The organism is Micromonospora sp. NPDC051543, from assembly GCF_044454415.1.
In the GTDB taxonomy this organism is placed as follows: domain Bacteria; phylum Actinomycetota; class Actinomycetes; order Mycobacteriales; family Micromonosporaceae; genus Micromonospora.
Genome location: NZ_JBITDT010000020.1, coordinates 46,979 through 50,095 on the forward strand (window position 1 = coordinate 46,979; position 3,117 = coordinate 50,095).

General features: G+C 73.4%; 4 protein-coding genes. All 4 read left to right on the top strand.

Translation table 11 applies throughout. The features are described from left to right. Positions 1-120: 120 nt before the first annotated feature. The 4 genes from ACIA3K_RS27970 to rplL all read left to right on the top strand — a co-directional run bounded on the left by ACIA3K_RS27970 (position 121) and on the right by rplL (position 2,955). Positions 121-960: an ATP-binding cassette domain-containing protein gene (locus tag ACIA3K_RS27970; RefSeq protein WP_396804626.1), complete on the top strand. Its 840-nt coding sequence runs from the start codon at positions 121-123 to the stop codon at positions 958-960. Continuing rightward, positions 957-1,646: a hypothetical protein gene (locus ACIA3K_RS27975; RefSeq protein WP_396804627.1), complete on the top strand. Its 690-nt coding sequence runs from the start codon at positions 957-959 to the stop codon at positions 1,644-1,646. The genes ACIA3K_RS27970 and ACIA3K_RS27975 overlap by 4 nt, the downstream gene beginning before the upstream one ends. A gap of 324 nt (positions 1,647-1,970) precedes the next feature. Beyond that, the gene (gene rplJ / locus ACIA3K_RS27980; RefSeq protein ID WP_355050769.1) at positions 1,971-2,519 is read left to right on the top strand and encodes a 50S ribosomal protein L10; all 549 of its coding nucleotides are present in this window, start codon (positions 1,971-1,973) and stop codon (positions 2,517-2,519) included. A gap of 52 nt (positions 2,520-2,571) precedes the next feature. Then, positions 2,572-2,955: a 50S ribosomal protein L7/L12 gene (gene rplL / locus ACIA3K_RS27985; RefSeq protein ID WP_007465324.1), complete on the top strand. Its 384-nt coding sequence runs from the start codon at positions 2,572-2,574 to the stop codon at positions 2,953-2,955. Positions 2,956-3,117: the final 162 nt, after the last annotated feature.

Consider the following 3,117-nt stretch of genomic DNA (forward strand, 5'->3'; position numbering starts at 1 on the left):
TCTATCACCCCCCCCGGGGGCCCCCGCCCCGCCCCCGCCCCGCCCCCGCGCGCGCGGGCCCCCCCCCCGCGCCCCGCCCCCCCCCCCCCGGCGCGTTCCAGCTGTGGCAAGCTCGACCGCATGCGGCTCGAGAACGTCTGGGTTCGGTACCACCGGCGGGGTCCGTGGGTGCTGCGGAGCGTGGACGCGCAGATCGGCCCGGGTGAGGTGGCGGTCGTCCTGGGCCGCAACGGGGTGGGCAAGTCCACCCTGCTCCAGGTGGCCGCCGGGGTGTTGCGGCCGGGCCGTGGTCGGGTCGTCGACCGGCCGGCCCGGGTGGGTTGGGTGCCGGAGCGCTTCCCGGCCGACCAGCCCTTCACCGTGTCCCGCTATCTGACCGGCATGGCCCGCGCGGCCGGGCTGGGACGCTCAACCGCCGACGAGGCGGTGACGACCTGGACGCGGCGGCTCGGGCTGGACGCGTTCCGCTCGGTGCGCCTCGCGGAGCTGTCCAAGGGCACCGCGCAGAAGGTGGGCCTCGCCCAGGCCATGCTGCGGGCGCCGGGCCTGCTGGTGCTCGACGAGCCGTGGGAGGGCCTGGACGCCGCGACCCGCGAGCTGGTTCCCGAGCTGATCGACGAGGTGCTGGCCGACGGTGGCTCCGTCCTGGTCAGTGACCACCGGGGGGAGACGGTCCGGTTGCCGGCCGCGCGCCGCTGGTCGGTGGCCGCGGGCGTGTTGACCGAGGAGACCACGCCCGCCGACGAGGAGGCCATCGCGGTGGTCGAGGTCGCGGTGCCGGCCGCGCGGGTCGCCGGCACCGTCGCCCGCCTGCGCGCCGAGGGCCATCAGATCCTTCGAGTACGCGCCGACGCCTCCACCGCCCCACCCCAGGCGCATCCGCCCACCCCGTCGGCCACGACGGCCCGGCTCGGAGCGGCCGACGCGATGGTCGAGCCCGGCACGGGGGAGGATCGATGAACGCGCTGGTGCGGATGCGGCTGGCGGGTTTCCTGCGTACCGGACGGGCGTTGGCGCCGCTGCTCGCCGGCCTCGTCGTGCTCGGCACGCTCTACGGCGGCGGCCGGTCCCAGCCGGCGGAGGCGTACGGCGTCTCGGCCGTGGTGCTCTTTCCGGTGCTCGCCTGGCAGACCAAGATCCTGCTGGACATCGAGCCGGACGTGCAGCGTCGGCTGGCCCAGGTGACCGTCGGGGTGGCCCGGGAACGTCTCGCCGGACTCCTGGCGGCCGGCGTGGCGGCGCTGGTCGCGGTGGCCGTCGCGCTGCTCTTTCCGTGGCTGGTGGGTGGGGTCACCGGCCCGGTCGAGCCGGGGGACAGGTCGGTGCCGGTCGGCATCGCGCTGGGGCTGTGGGCGCACCTGCTGGCCGTACCCGCCGCGGTTGCCCTCGGCGCGCTGGCCAGCCGGGCGTCGGTGGGCGGCGCAGCGTACGGCGTCGCGGTGCTGGCCCTCGGCGGTGTCGGCGCGGTGGCGCTCGGCCTGCGCGGTTCGGTCGCGCCCTGGCTGGTACCGCCGATCATGGCCACCGCCCGGACGACCGCCGGTGACGCCGCCGCACTGACCCTGCTCGGGCTCACGGCCTGGGCCCTGGCGTGGAGCGTGGCGGTCACGGTCGGCTACCTGTGGCGGCGGCGGGCCCAGGGCTGAGTGGCCCGGGTCACCGGGGGCGATTTGGCGCTGGTCCCGCGGGCGCGTACTCTTCAAACGTCATCCGTGTTGTCATGGATGAGGAACCACCCAGAGACCGCTGGTCACCGTGCTTCGGCACGGTCGAAGGCCCCGCGACGACGGGCGACCCGCGTAGGGCGGCAAGCGTAATTCGGCAGTGAGCATGGTCCGCCGACCGTGACCTCCCGCCGGCCCTCGCCCCGTGCGCCCTGCGCCGGGGTTTTTCGTTGTCGTGCTGCCTTCGCCCCCGCTTCGGCTTCGGCCGTGTCGGGGACCAGCCTCGAGTAACGAGAGAGGAGGGACATGGCGGACAAGCCGATCCGAGCCGACAAGGCCACGGCCGTCGCTGAGCTGACCGAGAGCTTCCGCAGCGCGGGCGCTACCGTGCTGACCGAGTACCGCGGTCTGACGGTTTCCCAGCTCACCCAGCTGCGGCGATCGCTCGGTGCCGAGACCAGCTACACGGTCGCGAAGAACACGCTGGCGAAGCGTGCCGCGACGGACGCGGGCATCACCGGCCTCGACGAGCTGTTCACCGGTCCTACCGCGCTGACTTTCGTTTCGGGCGACGTCGTCGAGGCGGCGAAGGGGCTTCGCGACTTCGCGAAGGCCAACCCGAAGCTCGTCATCAAGGGCGGTGTCTTCGAGGGCAAGGCCATTTCCGCGGCCGAGGTCACGAAGCTCGCCGACCTGGAGTCCCGTGAGGTGCTGCTGGCCAAGCTGGCCGGCGCGATGAAGGGCAACCTGAGCAAGGCCGCGGCCCTGTTCCAGGCTCCGCTCTCCAAGGCCGCCCGCGCGGCGGCCGCCCTGGCGGACAAGAAGCGCGAGCAGGAGGGCGCCGAGGCGGCCTGAGGCCGCGCGGCGCACCCACGTTCTTTAACAACCTTTAGAAAGGACGCCAGACATGGCGAAGCTCAGCACCGACGAGCTGCTCGACGCGTTCAAGGAGATGACGCTGATCGAGCTCTCTGAGTTCGTGAAGCAGTTCGAGGACACCTTCGAGGTCACCGCCGCCGCTCCGGTCGCGGTTGCCGCCGCCGGTGGCGCTCCGGCCGCCGCCGAGGCCGAGCCGGAGAAGGACGAGTTCGACGTCGTCCTCGAGGCTGACGGTGGCAAGAAGATCCAGGTCATCAAGGTCGTGCGTGAGCTGACCGGCCTGGGCCTCAAGGAGGCCAAGGACGCGGTCGAGTCCGCGCCGAAGGCCATCCTGGAGAAGGTCAACAAGGAGACCGCCGAGAAGGCGAAGGCCAAGCTCGAGGGTGAGGGCGCCAAGGTCACCCTCAAGTGACCTGAGCTCCACCTGCGCGTACCCGGCTCGGTGAGCTGGGACACGGTCGCGTCGCGGCGGGGGGGGGGGGGCGACCCCCAGACCCCCCCCCCCGGGTGGGGGGGGGCGGGGCACCCCCACGGGGAGGGGGGCGCGGGGGGGGGGGCCACAAAAAAACCCCAA

What these genes read in the sequence shown, in the direction of transcription:
- ACIA3K_RS27970 (WP_396804626.1), top strand. Translation starts at nt 121, where the DNA reads ATGCGGCTCGAGAACGTCTGGGTTCGGTACCACCGGCGGGGTCCGTGG.
- rplJ (WP_355050769.1), top strand. Translation starts at nt 1,971, where the DNA reads ATGGCGGACAAGCCGATCCGAGCCGACAAGGCCACGGCCGTCGCTGAG.
- rplL (WP_007465324.1), top strand. Translation starts at nt 2,572, where the DNA reads ATGGCGAAGCTCAGCACCGACGAGCTGCTCGACGCGTTCAAGGAGATG.
- ACIA3K_RS27975 (WP_396804627.1), top strand. Translation starts at nt 957, where the DNA reads ATGAACGCGCTGGTGCGGATGCGGCTGGCGGGTTTCCTGCGTACCGGA.